The sequence below is a fragment of the Jeongeupia wiesaeckerbachi genome, assembly GCF_050916355.1.
GTDB lineage: Bacteria > Pseudomonadota > Gammaproteobacteria > Burkholderiales > Chitinibacteraceae > Jeongeupia > Jeongeupia wiesaeckerbachi.
Map to the genome: position 1 here is coordinate 2640410 of NZ_CP136946.1, position 15566 is coordinate 2655975.

Consider the following 15566-nt stretch of genomic DNA (forward strand, 5'->3'; position numbering starts at 1 on the left):
TGCAATTTGCTGTTGCGGCGATCCCTGATGGTGCATGACCGGGGCGCTGCAGATACTTCAAGAACGATATCGGAACCCGGATTCACCATGCGTCTGCTGCTTGTGGAAGACAATCTGTCGCTGGCCGACTCGCTGACCCGCGCCCTGAACCAGGGCGGGTTTGCGGTCGATTGCATGCACAATGGCGCCGACGCCGATCAGGTGCTGCGCACCGAGGATTACGCACTGGTGATTCTCGATCTGGGCTTGCCCAAGCTCGATGGCCTCGAGGTGTTACGCCGACTGCGGCAACGGCGCAACAAGGTGCCGGTGCTGATCCTGACCGCGCACGGCTCGGTCGATGAGCGCGTCAAGGGACTTGATCTGGGCGCCGATGATTATCTGACCAAACCGTGTGACCTGAACGAGCTCGAAGCCCGTGCACGCGCGTTGATCCGCCGCAGCCACGGCTTCGACAGCGCCGAGCTGAGTTTCGGCCCGCTGCGCTACGACAGCGTCAGCCGGGTGTTCAGTCTGGAAAGCGGCCCGTTGAGCCTGACGCCGCGCGAACATGCGGTGCTCGAGGTGCTGCTGCTGCGCGGCGGCAAGGCGGTGTCGAAGGAGGCGGTGTCGGAACAGATCTTCGGTCTCGACGATTCAAGCAGCCCCGACGCGATCGAGATCTACGTGCACCGACTGAGGAAAAAGCTGGAAGGCAGCGGCGTCGCCATTGTCACCCTGCGCGGGCTGGGTTATCTGCTGGAAGCCCGCGATGCCGCAGCGTAGTCTGCGCCGCTATCTCACGGTTTGCTTGCTGCTGCCCTTGCTGCTGCTGCTCAGCGTCGATGCCGTGCTGACCTATCATCGTGCCCGTCAGGCTGCCGATGCGGCGTTTGATCGCAGCCTGTTCACGTCGAACAAGGCGATGGTCGAGGGTATTTCGATCCAGGACGGCAAGATCGTCGTCGATATCCCGTATCTGGCGCTGGAAATGTTCGAATCCAACGCCGCCGGCCGTGTTTACTATCGCGTCACCGAGGAGGGCGGCGCCGAGCTGACCGGTTACAAGGATCTGCCACTGCCCAAGCGGCGCGATCAGGCGTTCTACAAGCCGCAGTTCTACGACGCCGAGTACCACGGCGACACGATCCGCATCGCCGCGATCCGGCAGCGCGTTCATGACGTCGCCAGCGCCCAGACGCGCACCGTCTGGGTATTGACCGGTGAAACGCCCGAATCGCGGCGCGAGCTGGCCGAGCAGATTCTCGTCGGCGCCATCATTCAGGATGTGGTGCTGGTGGCGCTGGCGCTGGGCATCGTGTTGCTGGCGGTCAGCGTCGGCCTCAAGCCGCTGCGGCGCCTGTCGGCCAAGGTCAAGGACAAGGACGCCGACGATCTGCAACCCCTCGACGCGACCGAACTGCCGAGCGAACTCAAACCGCTGGTCGAAGCGATGAACCAGTACATTGCGCGGATCGAACGCATCCTCAACGACCGCGGGCGTTTCTTTGCCGATGCCGCGCACCAGCTGAAAACGCCGCTGGCGGTATTGCAGGCCAAGGTCGAGCTGGCGTTGCGCGAGGACGATCTGCCGACGGTGAAGAAGCAGATAGCCGAAACGCTCGAGACCGTCCGGCATGCATCACGCGGCGTGAAGCAGCTGCTGTCACTGTCGAGGCTGGCGCCGGACCACTTTCTCGCCGTCACCTACAGCGACGTCGACCTGACCGGGGTGGCGCGCGAAGTGGCGCTCGACTGGGCGCCGGTGGCGCGCCGCAGCGGTGTCGACCTCGGTTTCGAGGGCGAGGTCGTAGCGATGCTGTCCGGCCGGCCCGAGCTGCTGCAGGAGCTGGTCGGCAACCTGATCGACAACGCGATCCGCTACGCCGGCCCCGGCAAGATGGTGACGGTGCGTTGCGAACCCGTGGCCGGTTTTGCAAGGCTGCAGGTGATCGACAACGGTCCAGGGATTGCCGAAGAGGAGCGCGATCGCGTATTCCGGCGCTTCTACCGGATCGCCGGCACGCAGGTCGAGGGCAGCGGCCTGGGACTGGGGATCGTGCATGAAATCGCCCGGCTGCACGACGCGACGATTGCGCTATCGCACACGCCGGGCGGCGGGCTGACGGTGACGGTGGATTTTCCGGTCGCTCAGCCAGTGGCCGATTGACGCGTCAGCCGCGTAGTCGCCACTGCCGGTCGACGATCTCGCCCAGCTGCATCAAGCGGCCGTGGAAGAAGTGGCCGACGCCGGGAACGACGATGACCGGCAGTTGCTGCGGTCGCGCCCAATCAAACACGCTTGCCAGTGCGACGACCTCGTCCTCCTCGCCGTGGATCACCAGCGTGTCGGCCGGCACGGGCGGAAAGTCGCTGTAGCGGCTGGTCGCCGGGCCGACGAGGATCATGCCTTCGACCTCGTCGTCGCCAAGCCGTGCCCGCAACTGCGACTGCACATAGGTGCCGAACGAGAAGCCGGCGAGTACCAGCTTGCCGGCTTCCGGATGCGCTGCGCGGGCAAAGGCCAGCACGGCGGCCATGTCGTCCGGTTCCTCCTTGCCGCGGCTGTGTTCGCCCTCGGAGTTGCCGACGCCGCGCAGGTTCGGGCAATAGGCGACGTAGCCGAGCCTGGAGAGCGTCTTGGCCAGCGTGTGGACGATCTTGTTGGTGAACGTGCCGCCCTCGGTCGGATTCGGGTGAGCGACCAGCGCGATACCGCGCAGGGTCTCGAGCGCCGAATCGAGCCGCAGGCACTCGAGCTTGCCGGCCGGACCGGCGATCTCAAGCAGTTCGAACGACGGGGCCTTTCGGGGTGCATTCATGATTCAAAACCAATGTTGTTGCATCGCGAGTAGAAAATCGCGGGTGATGGGGGCGCCGCTTGCAGACCCAAGTACCGAGTCGATGCCGCAGAACGGACACAGGGCAGTGTCGTTGTCATCAGCCCAGTCCTGGATATCGCGAGGGGAAAATTGCGCTAGACAGTGGAAGCAGCCGCAGCGCTCGCTTGCATCGATTTGCGATCGATGGTGCGAGCAAAACCGGTGCGCTTCAATTGGCGTCATTGCTAGATTTTCAGCCGCTCGACGATATTGCCTTTTACGAGGTGCTCGTCGACGATTTCGTCGATGTCGCTCTCGTCGATATAGGTGTACCAGGTCTCTTCCGGGTAGATCACGATCACCGGACCTTCCTCGCAGCGCTCCAGACAGCCGGCCTTGTTGATACGCACGCCGCCGGGGCCGGCGAGCTTGAGCGATTTGACCCGGGCCTTGGCGTGTTCCCACGCAGCGACTGAGCCGCAGTTGGCGCAACTCTGGCGTTCGCCCAGTTCGCGCTGATTCAGGCAGAAAAACACGTGGTGCTTGTAGTAACTCATCGGTCTTCTCCGAACGCTTACTGCTGCTGAACCGGCTTGGTGTGTGCGGTGACGAAGAAGGGCAGGCCGTCGGTGTCGAGATCGGGCTGGATCGTTTCGATCACGACGACGTCGTCGACTTGGCATTCGCGCATCAGGTCGTCGACGAAGGCGTGCACCTGTTCGGCGCTGTCGAGCGGTGCCAGCGGCCAGACATAGCCTTCCCAGCGCTCGGCGTCTTCGCGGCTGGAGAAGGTGATGCGGATCTCGCCGCCTTCGTGCGCCGCCAGCGTGATCACCGGCGTGCGGCCCTTGCCGCGGATGCTGCGGATCGCGTTGCTCGCGGCCACCTGCAAGCGGGTTTCCAGCACGGTGACGCGGCCGGATTCCTGCGCGGCGAGCCAGCTTTGCGGCACGCGCGGAATCGGGAACAGGGTCAGGCCCGGTTTCTTGAAACCGTCGCTGAGCAGTTGCGCCAGCGGCATGCCCCAGCTGCCGACGGCGCCGCCAAGGCGGATGACCGGCTCGGCACCGGCGGGTTGCAGCGCAACGCCAACGAGGTAACGGATGAACACGCCCTCGTCCTTGAATTTGATCGGTGCCGGCGTGAACTCGGCCGGCAGCGGTTCGGCGGCGACGATCTGTGTCTGCCAGCGCGACAGCTGGGTCGGATTGATAGTGGCCAGCTGATCGGCGCCGACGAGGGCATTGCCGAGCCAGACGTCGGCATCGGCGGCGATGACGTTGTGAGCGCGCAGCAGCGAGACGATGGCTTGCGCGTCGACCTCGCCCGGCAGCTCGGTTTCGCCCTTGTTGCCGGCGACGAAGACGATGGGCAGGGCAAACGGCAACGCGTGGGCCGTGTTGCCAAGCGGTTGTTCGACCGCATCGCGCAACGTTTTCCACAACACCTTGTAGGCGTCCTGCGTCGGTGCCTGCGTCAATGCGCCGTTCAGGCCGTAATGATCGCCAGTCAGCAACAGCTCGCGGACAACCTCGTCCAGCGCCTGCCGCTTTTGCTGTGCATCCGCCGGTTCATTGGCGGTCAGAAAGGCCATCAGGCTGCGAATGACCGGGTTCTTGGCGTTGACGCGAGGGTAGAGGCGAGGGTCGGGCAAGTACATGGGGCAGGCCAGGGGGCAAAAGCGCAATTATACCGCGCGGGCTGGGTCTGGAGGTGGCTATGACCATGGCATGGAAAATGCTTTCTTTTGTTGCAAGGTCTTGAATTGATTTGACAATCTTTCAGACCCTCAGGTAAATTCAAGGTTCTGTTGGGATGCAAGATTTGCGTCTTGATGGTTTCTCCTTTGTAGATGTTGTTGGTGGCCCGGAACCGTTCACGTTTCCGGGTTTTTTTTCATCTGGAGTTCCCGCATGACATCCCCGCTATTCATCGATCGCAGCCTGTTGAACGAACTCAGCGCCGAGGCGGCGCAGAGTCCGCGGCTGCGCAAGAACCGCAATTTCCACACCGACAACGACGACGCCTGTCATCGCCTGCTCAACGCGCTCGAGCCCGGGACCTACATCCAGCCGCATCGCCATCTGGCTGCCGACAAGGAAGAAACGCTGATCGTGCTGTGCGGCCGCGTCGGCGTGCTGCTGTTCGACGAGGCCGGCGCGGTGACCGCAACACGCGAACTCGTCGCTGGCGGCGAGACGGTCGGCATCAATGTGGCGCCGGGTGTGTTCCACAGCCTGGTCGCACTGGAAGCCGGTTCGGTGTTCTTCGAGAGCAAGGCCGGCCCGTATGCAGCGCTCTCAGCCGCGGAGAAGCCGGCATGGGCGCCTGCCGAAGGCGAAGCGGGCGTCGCCGATTTTCTGGCCGGCATGCTTGCCCGTTTCGCGCGCTGATCGCGGCTCGGGCGGGGTCGGCACCTAGAGGGTGTCGATCTCGCAAAAACTCACCAGCGTTTCGAGGTCGGCATCGTCGATATCAAGCCGGTCGACGCGGGCTGAAGCGGGGCCGCAGCGGATCCAGCCGAGGAAATCGTCGAGCTTGTCGGCCGGCCCCTGCACCTGAACTTCCACCGAGCCATCCGAGCGGTTGCGCACCCAGCCGGTCAAGCCCTGCGTCAGCGCTTCGCGCACCGTATAAAAGCGAAAACCGACGCCCTGGACCCGGCCATGGACCCGCAAGCGCTTGGCGATGATCTCGTTCATGTCGATTTCTCCCCCGAGGGTGCGCCAAAACAAAACCGGCCACGAAGGGCCGGTTTTGATTCTAGTCCCGCGCTTTACTTGACGCGCATCCCCGGCTTGGCGCCGCTATCGGGACTGAGGATGTACAGGCCGCCGTCGCCGCCTCCGGCCAGCACCATGCCCTCGGACAGGCCGAACTTCATCTTGCGCGGTGCGAGGTTGGCGACCATCACCGTCAGCCGGCCCTGCAGGTCTTCCGGCTTGTAGGCCGACTTGATGCCGGCGAAGACGTGGCGGGTTTCGTTGCCGATGTCGAGCGTCAGCGACACGAGCTTGTCGGCGCCTTCGACCGACTTGGCTTCGACGATTTTCGCCACGCGCAGGTCGATCTTCATGAAGTCGTCGATGCTGATCGTCTCGGCAATCGGCGGCACGTCGTAGTCGAGCGCCGGCTTGGTTTCGATCGGTGCCAGCGCCTGCTTGTTTTCCTCGACCATGGCTTCGACCGCTTTCGGATCGATTCGCGTCATCAGATGCGAATACGGGTTGATACAGTGGCCGAGCAGCAGCGAGCCGGCGTCGATCCAGCGCAGCGGCGCGATGTTCAGGAAGGCTTCGACATCGGCGGCGAGCTTCGGCAGCACCGGCTTCAGGTAAATCGTCAGCAGCCGGAAGGCGTTGATCAGGATCGAGCAGACGCGTTGCAGCTCGGCGTCCATGCCTTCCTGCTTGGCCATTTCCCACGGCTTGTTGGCGTCGACGAACTGGTTGACCTCGTCGGTCAGTGCCATGATGTCGCGGATGGCGCGGCTGTATTCGCGCGCTTCGATCAACTGCGCCAGCTCGTCACCGGCGGCCTGCAGTTTGGCAAGCACCGGTGCGTCGCCGAGATCGCGGGCCAGTTCCCCCCCGAAACGCTTGGTCAGGAAGCCGGCGGCGCGGCTGGCGATATTGACGTACTTGCCGATCAGGTCGCTGTTGACGCGGGCGGCGAAGTCTTCGAGGTTGAGGTCGATGTCCTCGATGGCCGAGTTCAGCTTGGCGGCGAAGTAGTAGCGCAGCCATTCCGGGTTCAGATGGCGCAGGTACGATTCGGCGGTGATGAAGGTGCCGCGGCTCTTGCTCATCTTGGCGCCGTCGACGGTCAGGAAACCGTGGGCGTTGATGCCGGTCGGCGTGCGGTAGCCGCTGTACTCGAGCATCGCCGGCCAGAACAGCGCGTGGAAATAGAGGATGTCCTTGCCGATGAAGTGGTACAGCTCGGCGTCCGAATCCTTGTTCCAGAATTCGTCGAAATCAAGGCCGAGCCGGTCGCACAGGTTCTTGTGGCTGGCCATGTAGCCGACCGGCGCATCGAGCCAGACATAGAAGTATTTGCCCGGTGCGTCCGGAATCTCGAACCCGAAGTACGGCGCGTCGCGGCTGATGTCCCAGTCGTTCAGGCCGGCGTCGAACCATTCCTGCATCTTGTTCGCCGCGCCTTCCTGCAGGCGCGGGCGTTCCTTGCCGCCGACGATGGCCTGGCCGGTCGTCCAACCCTTGAGGAAATCTTCGCAGTCGCCCAGGCGGAAGAAGAAGTGCTCCGAGTCGCGCAGCACCGGCGTCGCGCCGGAAATCGCCGAGTACGGGTTCTTCAGTTCAGTCGGGCTGTAGGTCGCGCCGCAGACTTCACAGTTGTCGCCGTACTGGTCCTTGGCGGCACACTTCGGGCATTCGCCCTTCACGAAGCGGTCCGGCAGGAACATGTTTTTTTCCGGATCGAACAGCTGCGAGATCGTCCGGCTAACGATCTTGCCGTTGGCCTTCAGCTTGCCGTAGATGTCGTAGGCGAACTGGCGGTTCTCTTCCGAGTTGGTGCTGTAGTAGTTGTCGAAGGCGACATGAAAGCCGGTGAAGTCACGCAGGTGTTCGCCGTGCACGCGCTCGATCAGCGCCTCCGGAGTCAGGCCTTCCTTCTCGGCGCGCAGCATGACCGGCGTGCCGTGAGTGTCGTCGGCACAGACGTAGTGGCAGCTGTGGCCACGCATCTTCTGGAAGCGCACCCAGATGTCGGTCTGGATGTATTCGACCAGGTGACCGAGATGGATGGCGCCGTTGGCGTAGGGCAGGGCGGAGGTGACGAGGATCTTGCGGCTCATGGTCGTCTTTTTTGGCAATGAATCGTCCGATTATATCGCAGCCGCGTGCCGGGCCGTGGCGCATTGCGGGGGGCGCAGTTATAGTTGCTTGTCATGGCCATTCCTTGCCTTTGGAACCCCTAGCGCATGTCCCCGATACCTGCCGAACTCCAGAATGAGCTTGCCGCCATCGATGCCACCTTTGCGATGTTGGCGCGGGATTTGGGGCAGGATTTGCGCGTGGAACTGCTGGATGCCTACTGGCCGACGCACGAAGCCTGCCTGACCGAGATCGGTCTGGCGCTACAGCAGCGGCAGCATTATGTGGCCGAACGTGCTGCACACCAGTTGAAGGGCGCTTGCGCGCAGATCGGCGCCGTCGGCATGGCTGCCTTGTGCCGAAAGATCGAGGTCGCCGCGCGCGAGTCGCGGCTTGCCGATGACGCCCACGCCGACCTGATCGCGTTGGCGACCGGGGTCGAGTCGGCCTTGCGGCGCTGACTGTTACATCGGTGCCGTGACGACCGCGCTACACTGGCGCGTTTTTTTAAACTCGGGTTTTTCTGACCATGCAGCTGCAGTTCGATGTGCTGTTCCTGATCGGCACCGCCGCATTCACGATTTCCGGCTATCTGGTCGGTGCAACCAAGCGCTTCGACGTTCTGGGCGTCGTGATTCTCGCGCTGCTGACGGCGATCGGCGGCGGGATGATTCGCGACGTCCTGGTAGACCGGGTGCCGCGCATCTTCATCGATGCTGGCCCGCTGTACACGATCTTCGCCACCCTGCTGGTGGCCTGGGCGATCAAGCTGCATCAGCGCAACCGCGGGCTGTTGTACAAGATCTTCATCGTGGCCGACTCGATCGGTCTGGTTGCATTCAGCATTGCCGGTGCGCAGATCGGACTCGATGTCGGGCTGAATCTGTTTGGTGTTGCTTTCCTCGCCTTTGTCACTGCAGTCGGCGGTGGCCTGGTTCGCGACATGATGGTCAATGACGTGCCGTTCATCCTCCACGAAGATTTTTATGGCACCGTCGCCATCCTCGTCGCGGCCTTGCTATACGTGGCGGCGCATTCGGGCTGGCGTGGTCCGTGGGTCGAATGGACGCTGTTCACCATCGGGCTGGGGCTGCGCCTGGTTGCACATTTGCGCGATTTCCGTTTGCCGCGGGTGGGGCACTGAGATGAACTGGCCGCAATCCGGCGATCCGCGGGTCTGGGCCGACTGGCTGCGGCAGCGGATGGCCGGTTCCCCACGCCCCGAAAGCGGTGATTTTCCTTTCGAGCAGGAGTCGCGTCCGGCGGCGGTGCTGATCGCCATCGTGCCCCGCGAGGGCGGCGCGACGGTCTTGCTGACCGAACGGGCTGCTCATCTGCCGACCCACGCCGGCCAGATCAGTTTCCCCGGTGGCCGGGTCGAGGACGCTGACGGCAGCGCGGTGGCCGCCGCCTTGCGCGAAAGCACCGAGGAGGTCGGGCTAGACCCGGGCTATGTGCGCGTCATCGATACGCTGGGCAGTTATTACACCGTCAGCGGTTATGCGGTCACCCCGGTGGTGGGCGTGCTTGATCCCGGCTTTGAACTGGTGCCGTGTGCCGATGAAGTCGAGCAAGTCTTCGAGTTGCCGTTGGCGCTGCTACTGGATCCGGCGCGGTATGAACGTCGCTGGGTCGAGCGTCGCGGCTTGCGCGGGCAAACACATTTCATCGAAATTGACGGCTACACCGTCTGGGGCGCGACGGCGAACATGTTGCTGATGCTGGCCGCTGCGCTGCGTATCACCGGCGAACCCCGCATCGTCGATTGACGAGTTAGTTAGTCGGGCGCTGCTTGGGGAGCGTCACCCGGGCGATCAGGCCGTGCGGTTGCGCATCGGCCAGCTCGATACGGCCACCGTGGCGTTCGGCAATCTCCTTGACGATGGCCATGCCCAGCCCGCAACCGTTGCCATCGTTCTGATTGACCCGATAGAAACGCTCGAACACGCGCGGCTTCTGTTCATCGCTGATGCCGTTGCCGTCGTCTTCAACTTCGACCACGTAATCGGCGCCGTGGTCGAGCAGCCGGACGGTGATGCTGCAGCCGCGCGGAATGTACTTGATCGCGTTCTCGATCAGGTTGACGAACAGTTCGCGCAATAGCGCCGGATTGCCGTCGATGGTGGCCTCGTGCAATGCGCTGTCACAGCCGAGATCCATGCCCGCTGCCAGTGCCCGTGGTACTGATTCTGCGGTCAAGTCGCGAATCAATTTGGCCAAATCGACCTTCATGCCGGGCGTACCGGCCTGGGCGCCGGGCTCGGATCGCGCCAGCGTCAGCAGTTGGTTGACGAGGTGGATGCTGCGCGTGGCGCTGGCATGAACGAGGTTCAGCCGGTCGCGCAGGCCTTCGGGCGTCGTTTCGCGCATCGCCAGTTCGGTCTGTGATTTCAAGCCTGCCAGTGGCGTGCGCAACTGGTGCGCAGCGTCGGCGATGAAGCGCCGCTGCCGGGAAACGCTTTCGTTGGTGGTCGATAGCAGGTGGTTGAGCGCGTGGGTCAGCGATTGCAACTCGACGGGCAGCGCTTGCGTTTCCAGTGGTGCCAGATCCTGCGGTGCACGGTGTTCGACGCTGCGCTGGAGTTTTTCCAGCGGGCGCAGGCCGCGGCGTATGCCCAGCCAGACCAGTGCGCTCATCGCGATGATCAGCAGCCCCATCGGAATGCCGGTGGCGAGCAGGATTTCCCGCGACATCTGGCTACGCTTTTGCAGGTTCTTGCCGACCTGAACGTGCAGCCAGTGGTTGGGGCGGTTCAGCGGGTAGTAAAGTGACAGGATGCGAATCGGCTCGCTGCCCTGCATCGTGTTGTAGAACAAGGGCCGATCAGCGATGGGAGCGCCGGATGGTGCAGGCAGGCGGCGGTTGCCGAGAATCATGCCACCGGGAAGCGTGCTGACGGTATAGAAGAGTTTGTCGTCAGGGCCTTCCTCGAGCAGCAACTGGGCTGCACGAGGAAAGTCGACGACCAGGCCATCATCGTAAGGCTGGACTTGCCGCGCAATGGCCCGCGCGGTCTGCAGCAGGCTATTGTCGGTGATGGCGTTGGCGTAGTGCGTTGCGACGTTGTAGTACAGCGCCGCACCGGCCAGCCAGAGGACGATTTGCGGGATCAGCAGCCACAGAAGCAGCTGCCGTTTCAGCGAGACCTTATCCCGCAGCATCCTGCGACAGCGGTTGTTGCTTCTCGAGCAGGTAGCCCAGGCCACGGATGGTCCGGATTACCACGCCGCACGGTTCGAGCTTCTTGCGAAGACGATGCACGTACACTTCGATCGCGTTCAGGCCGACTTCGGCATTGTCCGAACCGAGTTCGGAAACGATCTGTTCCTTGGTGACGACGCGGTCGATATTCGACATCAGAATTTCGAGCACGGTCAGTTCACGCGCCGATAGGTCGAGCGGCGTATCGTTACACCAGGCGCGCTGACCTGCACGGTCGAGGCGCAGGTTGCCGAGCTGCTGGACCGATTGCGGCAGGATCTGGCTGCGACGCAGCAATGCGCGCAGACGGGCCTCGAGTTCGGCGAACTCAAACGGCTTGGCGAGATAGTCATCGGCGCCAGCGTCCAGGCCGGCAACGCGTTCTTCCAGGCCGTCGAGTGCGGTCAGGATCAGGATCGGCAGCGAAGGCTTGTGCTGGCGAACGTTGCGCAGCACGGTCAGACCGTCCATGTTCGGGAGGCCGATGTCGAGCACGACGATGTCGTAGTCGTTGTGCAGAAGGATCTGCAGCGCGAGTGCGCCGTCGTTGACACAGTCAACCTGGAAATCGGCCTGCGACAGGCTGGTTTTCAGGGCGTCGGCGAGAATGAGGTCGTCTTCGGCAAGAAAAAGCCGGGTGCTCATGGTGGGAAACCTCCGGGAATTCGGCGTTGCTGTAAGGAAATGCTTACTGCTGAGTGTAACTGCTATTTCGCCAATTTCCCAGTTATTTTGATGCCCCCAGCTTTCGGGCGCGTTCCCTGCTTTCCCTAGCCAGACCGGCGGCATATTCGGCTTGCCAGTCCGCTGCCAGCCAGCCCGAAAGTTCACGCTCGACGAGATCTGCCAGCGCGTTGATCCACGCCGTACTGTCGTTCAGGCAGGCGATGTAGCGAAAGCTGCCGCCGCCGGCGGTGAGGAAGGTTTCCTTGCCCTCGATCGCGATTTCCTCGAGCGTTTCCAGGCAGTCGGCGACAAAGCCCGGGCAGATGACGTCGAGCTTGCCGGTTTGAGCCTTGCCCAGTTGGGCAAGCATGTCGGCGGTATACGGCTTGAGCCACTCGGCCTTGCCGAAGCGCGACTGAAAACTCACCGTGTATTGGCCGTCGCTCAGCCCCAGCGATTCGGCGAGCAGTCTGGCGGTCTTATGGCAGTGGCAGAAGTACGGATCGCCCTTGGTCAGCGTGTAGCGCGGCAGGCCGTGGAAGCTCATCAGCAGATGGTCGCCGCGTCCTTCGCGCTGCCAGTGCGTGCGAACCTGTTCGGCCAGCGCCGCGATGTAGCCGGGATGGTCGTGAAAACTGCGTACGGTGCGCAGTGCCGGCTGGTTGCGGTAGCGCTGCAGCTGGGCAAACGCGGCGTCACAGGCTGTAGCGGTGGTGCTGGCGGCGTACTGCGGATAGAGCGGCATCAGCAGAATGCGGTCGCAACCGTCGGCTTTCAGCGTATCGAGGCCGGCGGCGATCGAGGGTTCGCCATAACGCATGCCGACGGCAAACGACAGCGGAGCGTTCAGCCGCTCGCCCAGATACCCCTTGAGCAGCCGGGCCTGTTTCTGCGTCCAGACCTGCAGTGGCGAACCTTCCTTGCTCCAGATGCTGGCGTACTTGTGCGCCGACTTCTTGGGACGCACGTTGAGGATGATGCCGCGCAGGATCAGCTGCCAAAGCAGTTTCGGGATCTCGACCACGCGCGGGTCGGACAGGAACTGGCGTAGATAGGGTTTGACCGCTGCGGCGGTCGGCGCGTTGGGGGTGCCGAGATTGACCAGCAGGATGCCGATCCGGGCGGGGCGGTCGTGACTGAATTCGGGCTCGGTGACAAAACGACTCATTGTTTACTTTCCTGATTGCGGGGTGCGGACGCGAGGTAGGCGCAAGGTCCTCACACGGGTGCGCAGCGCGTCGAGGGCCGCACGATCTTCGCCGTAGCGGGCGGCCAGATAGCTTTGGGCGATGGCCGTCAACGCCTCGCGGTGTGCGGGCAGTACGCGCGCGGCACGCTCGATCAGCGGGGTCGGGGCTTCGCTGGGGTGAGCGGCAACACCGGCCCGCTCGAGTTTGGCGATCAGCTGAAGCCAGCTGCGCATCGCTGCATCGCGCGGCGGTGGCCGGCTTCGCCAGCGCTGGGCAAGGGCGTAGCCGAGCAGCAATGCCAGCGCGAGGGCCGCAAACCAGCCGATGAAGGCCGCCGAAGCCAGCGCGTCGATACCGAGGCGGTTGAGCAGTTGCATCTGACGTTGCGCATCATAACCGATCACCCAGCGGTTCCACTGGAAGACCGAAGCGTCCCAGTGCTGGCGCAGTCCCTTGAGCCACGGGGCTTCACTGCGCAGCACCGCGGGCAGGCGGGCGGCGTCGGTGACGCTTTGTGCCAGTCCCTGGTTGATCCGGTTCGGCGCGATGACTGCTGTCGGGTCGATGCGTTGCCAGCCGCGCCCGTCGAGCCAGACTTCGGTCCAGGCATGGGCGTCGGCCTGGCGGATCAGCCAGTAATCGCCGCCGGCGTTGCGCTCGCCGCCAAGATAACCGCCGACGACACGGGCCGGTACGCCGGCGGCACGCATCAGGAAAACGAAGGCGCCGGCATAGTGTTCGCAAAATCCCTCGCGAGTGTCGAACAGCAGGCCGTCGACCGGATCCGGCCCGGGGAGCAGTGGCGGGTTCAGCGAATAACTGAAATGCCCCGCCCGCAGCCATTGCAATCCGGTCTCGACCCGCCGGGCCGGAGGCTGCGCGCGCCAGTGCTGCGCCAGTGCGCGCGCTTGCGGATTGCCATTGTCGGGCAGTTGCAGATTGCGTGACAGGACGGCGTTTTGTTCATGGGCGCGCCAGCCCGGACTGCTGACGAGGTCGATGCGCCGACGCCGCGTCTGCGGCGTGTCGGCGACGAGCTGGAAGCGCGAGGTCAGCCGGCTGCCTTCTGGCCATTGCGTCGGCAGGTCCAGCGCCAGCAGCCAGGTTCGATCATTCGGTTCCATCAGCATGCTGTAGCGCAAGTTGGGGCCGAAGGTTTCGGCTGGCGCGGCCGGCTCGGCATCGTAGCGGCCTTGCTGCCAGTTCCGGCCGTCGAATTGCTCGAACACCGGTCCGCGCCAGTACATGGCCGAGCTTGGCGGTGCCTTGCCGCTGAAGCTGACCCGGAAAGCCGGGCTGTCATCGAGCGCCAGATTGGTGAAGCTGCCCGGGCTCATCACGTCGGACAAGCCGCTGCTGGTGCTGCTGCGATCGTCGGGCATGCTCCACAGCGGACCGGACAGGCGCGGGAACAGCAGAAACAGCAACAGGACCACCGGCGCGGCCTCGGCCAGCATGCGCAAAGCGCGCCACGCTTCGTCGCGCTCGAAGCGGTCACTGCGCCGTTGCCACGCCATCAGCTGCGTCGTCAGCGCGACCGCGGTCGCGAGTGCCCACAGCAACATCCAGAACGATTGCGAGACGAGAAACATCGCGCCGCCGGCAAAATAACCGAGCAGGGTCAGTACCGCGGCATCGCGCCGGCTGTTGGTCTCGAGCAGTTTGACGGCGATCAGACTGACCAGCATGGCCAACCCGCCGCTGCGGCCGATCAGGGTGCGGAACTGCCAGAACACCAGCGCCAGCAGCGCCAGCATCAAGACATAGCGCAGCCAGCGCGGCGGTAGTGCCTTGCCGCGGAATACCAGGCTGGCGCGCCACAGCGGCACGATGGCGATCAGCACGGCCAGCCACGGTGGCAGCACCAGCAGGTGCGGCAGCAGCGCCATCATCAGTGCGGCGATCAGTGCATACAGTGCGCGGCTCGGCAGCGTGTCGCTCATGATCCCGCCCGCTCGAACAAAGCCAATGCCCGCAGGCAGGCATGCCGGTGTGCCGGCCCATGGCCGCGCGGCAGCGACACACCGGGCAGCGCCAGCGCGTAGCGGTCCCCGGCGGATTCCGCGGCCAGCACCCACGCGGTCAGCCGGGACAATCTCGCCTCGGTGCCGAGTTCCGGCAAAGCATGCCAGTCGAACAGCCAGGCCTGGCCTTCGACGCGTTCGTCCTGGCGGACCAACAGGACATCGAGCCGGGCAAACTGTTTCCAGGCGATCTGGCGCGGTCTGTCGCCGGGGACGTAATTGCGCAAGCCGGCGAAATCGTCGTCGCCCCGGACACGCCGCTGTCCCCGGTCGCCGTTGTCGCCATGAAACGGCGGCGGGTTGGCTTCCGGCTGCGGGTAGACGAGGCAGCGTGCGTCAAGATTGGCGTAGCTCCAGGCCTTGCACCAGCCGCTCGGGTAGGCGGTGTCGATGCGTAGCGTCGGCATGCTCAACCAGCCACGATGGTGCGTCGGGAGAGGTAGATGGGCGATGGCGGAGTCGTCGCGATCGATGGATTCGATCCAGATTGCTGCATGGCCGCGCAGCGACACGTTCAACGCGCGCCGCGGCGGTTTTCCCGGATTGGCCAGTGCGACCGGGAAGTGCGCCGGGTCGCCGGCAAAGACCGGCTCGGTGGCAACCGTGCGCAGCTCGAGCTTCAGCAGGTTGCGGTAGCCCTGCAGCAAGGCGGCGTGGCCCAGTCCGATCAGCACGAAGGCGAACAGGTAGGCGAGGCTCAGCTGGTAGTTGATCGCGCCGATCAGCACCAGTACCGCCGTTGCCGCGTAGATTGCGCCGAACAGCGTCGGCAGGACATAGATGCGATTGTGCTTCAGCGTCACCAGGGGCGCTGGCGGATGCCGCCGCGTCAGCGCACGCCGCCA

General features: G+C 64.0%; 16 protein-coding genes. 6 read left to right on the forward strand and 10 right to left on the reverse strand.

Going from position 1 to position 15566, the window contains the following annotated elements; translation table 11 throughout:
- The first annotated feature begins 87 nt into the window (after positions 1–87).
- Together R0382_RS12925 and R0382_RS12930 are read left to right on the forward strand one after the other, a co-directional pair.
- A complete protein-coding gene (locus R0382_RS12925; RefSeq protein ID WP_432720038.1) occupies positions 88–765 on the forward strand; it encodes a response regulator in 678 nt (225 codons plus the stop codon).
- Positions 752–2149, forward strand: coding sequence for a sensor histidine kinase N-terminal domain-containing protein (locus tag R0382_RS12930; protein ID WP_432720039.1), 1398 nt, complete (start codon positions 752–754; stop codon positions 2147–2149). Before R0382_RS12925 ends, R0382_RS12930 begins: the two co-directional genes overlap by 14 nt.
- Before the next feature lie 4 nt (positions 2150–2153).
- Here the strand turns inward: R0382_RS12930 and R0382_RS12935 are convergent, their stop codons facing one another.
- The 3 genes from R0382_RS12935 to R0382_RS12945 form a co-directional block, all read right to left on the reverse strand.
- Positions 2154–2801 (reverse strand): alpha/beta hydrolase, encoded by a 648-nt coding sequence (locus tag R0382_RS12935; RefSeq protein WP_432720040.1) that lies wholly within the window; start codon positions 2799–2801, stop codon positions 2154–2156.
- A 245-nt stretch (positions 2802–3046) separates the two neighbouring features.
- A complete protein-coding gene (locus R0382_RS12940; protein ID WP_432720041.1) occupies positions 3047–3358 on the reverse strand; it encodes a (2Fe-2S) ferredoxin domain-containing protein in 312 nt (103 codons plus the stop codon).
- Between the two features lie 17 nt (positions 3359–3375).
- The gene (locus R0382_RS12945; protein WP_432720043.1) at positions 3376–4461 is read right to left on the reverse strand and encodes a hypothetical protein; all 1086 of its coding nucleotides are present in this window, start codon (positions 4459–4461) and stop codon (positions 3376–3378) included.
- Between the two features lie 253 nt (positions 4462–4714).
- Between R0382_RS12945 and R0382_RS12950 the strand changes: the two genes are divergently transcribed.
- The gene (locus tag R0382_RS12950) at positions 4715–5194 is read left to right on the forward strand and encodes a WbuC family cupin fold metalloprotein (protein WP_432720044.1); all 480 of its coding nucleotides are present in this window, start codon (positions 4715–4717) and stop codon (positions 5192–5194) included.
- 24 nt (positions 5195–5218) lie between these two features.
- On the opposite strand, the gene R0382_RS12955 is transcribed toward R0382_RS12950, so the two are convergent.
- Positions 5219–5503, reverse strand: a complete 285-nt coding sequence (locus R0382_RS12955) for an acylphosphatase (protein ID WP_432720045.1) — start codon at positions 5501–5503, stop codon at positions 5219–5221.
- A gap of 74 nt (positions 5504–5577) precedes the next feature.
- A complete protein-coding gene (gene metG, locus R0382_RS12960; RefSeq protein WP_432720047.1) occupies positions 5578–7620 on the reverse strand; it encodes a methionine--tRNA ligase in 2043 nt (680 codons plus the stop codon).
- 126 nt (positions 7621–7746) lie between these two features.
- Between metG and R0382_RS12965 the strand changes: the two genes are divergently transcribed.
- The 3 genes from R0382_RS12965 (at position 7747) to R0382_RS12975 (ending at position 9408) form a co-directional block, all read left to right on the forward strand.
- Complete coding sequence (locus R0382_RS12965; RefSeq protein WP_432720049.1) at positions 7747–8100, forward strand: Hpt domain-containing protein; 354 nt, start codon at positions 7747–7749, stop codon at positions 8098–8100.
- A 68-nt stretch (positions 8101–8168) separates the two neighbouring features.
- Complete coding sequence (locus tag R0382_RS12970) at positions 8169–8783, forward strand: trimeric intracellular cation channel family protein (RefSeq protein ID WP_432720050.1); 615 nt, start codon at positions 8169–8171, stop codon at positions 8781–8783.
- A gap of 1 nt (position 8784) precedes the next feature.
- Complete coding sequence (locus R0382_RS12975; protein WP_432720052.1) at positions 8785–9408, forward strand: CoA pyrophosphatase; 624 nt, start codon at positions 8785–8787, stop codon at positions 9406–9408.
- Positions 9409–9412: 4 nt separating this feature from the next.
- Here the strand turns inward: R0382_RS12975 and R0382_RS12980 are convergent, their stop codons facing one another.
- From R0382_RS12980 to R0382_RS13000, 5 genes are all read right to left on the reverse strand, one after another.
- The gene (locus R0382_RS12980) at positions 9413–10801 is read right to left on the reverse strand and encodes a sensor histidine kinase N-terminal domain-containing protein (RefSeq protein ID WP_432720053.1); all 1389 of its coding nucleotides are present in this window, start codon (positions 10799–10801) and stop codon (positions 9413–9415) included.
- Entirely contained in the window at positions 10788–11486 is a 699-nt protein-coding gene (locus R0382_RS12985) for a response regulator transcription factor (protein ID WP_203537125.1), read from the reverse strand. The genes R0382_RS12980 and R0382_RS12985 overlap by 14 nt, the downstream gene beginning before the upstream one ends.
- 82 nt (positions 11487–11568) lie before the next feature.
- Positions 11569–12675 carry a ferrochelatase gene (gene hemH / locus R0382_RS12990; protein ID WP_432720054.1) on the reverse strand — a complete coding sequence of 369 codons (1107 nt, stop codon included), beginning with the start codon at positions 12673–12675 and terminating at the stop codon, positions 11569–11571.
- Between the two features lie 3 nt (positions 12676–12678).
- Positions 12679–14640: a transglutaminase TgpA family protein gene (locus R0382_RS12995; protein WP_432720055.1), complete on the reverse strand. Its 1962-nt coding sequence runs from the start codon at positions 14638–14640 to the stop codon at positions 12679–12681.
- Positions 14637–15524 (reverse strand): DUF58 domain-containing protein, encoded by an 888-nt coding sequence (locus R0382_RS13000; protein WP_432720056.1) that lies wholly within the window; start codon positions 15522–15524, stop codon positions 14637–14639. Before R0382_RS13000 ends, R0382_RS12995 begins: the two co-directional genes overlap by 4 nt.
- Positions 15525–15566 lie beyond the last annotated feature (42 nt).